The sequence below is a fragment of the Streptomyces sp. AV19 genome (assembly GCF_015999245.1).
Classification (GTDB): domain Bacteria; phylum Actinomycetota; class Actinomycetes; order Streptomycetales; family Streptomycetaceae; genus Streptomyces.
The window spans coordinates 1-1,161 of record NZ_JAEAMR010000033.1 but is presented as its reverse complement, the minus strand read 5'-3'; the positions used below and the strand labels follow the sequence as shown (position 1 = coordinate 1,161).

Genomic DNA, 1,161 nt, shown 5'->3' with positions numbered 1-1,161 from the left:
GTACGAGCGATCCAGGCCGACCGTCAAGCGCTGGGCCACGCATCCCGACTGGCCGGAGCCCACGGGCAAGCGCGGCCGCTGGAACACCTACCCGGCGTCCGCCGTCGCCGCCTGGGTGGAAGAGCACGTCAAATACCCCACGGTCCAGCTCGACCCGAAGGGCTGGTTCACCGCGCAGGACATCGAAGACGCCAACGTGGGCGTCAAGGCCGGCAGCATCCGTTCCGACCTCTCGCGGGGCCGCTGGCCGGAGCCCGATGCCCAGACCCGCGAAGGCGCCGGCCTCTGGAAGGGGCAGACGGTGAAGGATGTCCTGGAGAAGCGGCGGCGGTACCCGACACGCTAGGAAACGGCCGCGCAACCCTGGCCGACAAGGGCGGCCGGCGCGCCCCGACAGAGCGGCCCGCCGGGGGTGTTCGCCTGGCCGCTCGCGCATCTCCGGTCCCCGTTACGATGATTGACAACGTTGTCAGAGCCCGGAGGAGGTGCCGACCATGGAGGAGTCCAGCGGCCCCGGCCAAACTCGGGGCCCCGACGGCAAGTTCATCTACACCGCCGCATCCGCCCAACGCGACGCCGAAGCCTGCGAACTCCGCGCCCGCGGCTGGAGCTACAAACGAATAGCCGACCACCTCGGCGCCGACGTCCACACGATCCACGACGGCGTGCAGCGCGCCCTGCGCGCGATCGTCCAGGAACCGGCCGAGGAAGTCCGCACGCTGGAACTGGAGCGCCTGGACCGGCTGTACGAGCGCGCGGTCGAGGTGCTGGAACGCCGCCATGTCACCGTCTCCCAAGGGAAGATCATCTACGAGGGGGGCGAGCCCCTCGCCGACGACGGCCCCGTCCTCCAGGCCATCGACCGGCTGCTCCGGATCCAGGAGCGCCGGGCCAAGCTCCTCGGCCTGGACGCCGCGACGAAGACGCAGGTGTCCGGCGGCGTGAAGTACGAGATCGTCGGCGTGGACATGGACCAGCTCAAGTGACCACGGCACAGCTGGAGCACGCCTTCGAGCCGCACGGCACCGCCCGGGAGGTCATGCACTGCCGCGCCCCCGAGGTCCTCATGTCCGGCCCGGCTGGCACCGGCAAGTCCCGTGCCTGCCTGGAGAAGCTCCACCTCCTGGCCCTGCTCAACCCCGGCATGCGCGGGATCATCAT

2 protein-coding genes are annotated in these 1,161 nt (G+C 70.5%); both read left to right on the top strand.

Features of this window, described 5'->3' with window-relative positions; translation table 11 throughout:
* Positions 1 to 346 (top strand): hypothetical protein (locus I5Q34_RS32715; RefSeq protein WP_199896135.1); only part of this gene is annotated, 346 nt, incomplete at its 5' end.
* A gap of 148 nt (positions 347 to 494) precedes the next feature.
* Positions 495 to 986 (top strand): hypothetical protein, encoded by a 492-nt coding sequence (locus I5Q34_RS32710; protein WP_199896134.1) that lies wholly within the window; start codon positions 495 to 497, stop codon positions 984 to 986.
* Positions 987 to 1,161 lie beyond the last annotated feature (175 nt).

Coding starts and splice junctions, on each gene's coding strand:
- I5Q34_RS32710 (WP_199896134.1), top strand. CDS start 495: ATGGAGGAGTCCAGCGGCCCCGGCCAAACTCGGGGCCCCGACGGCAAG.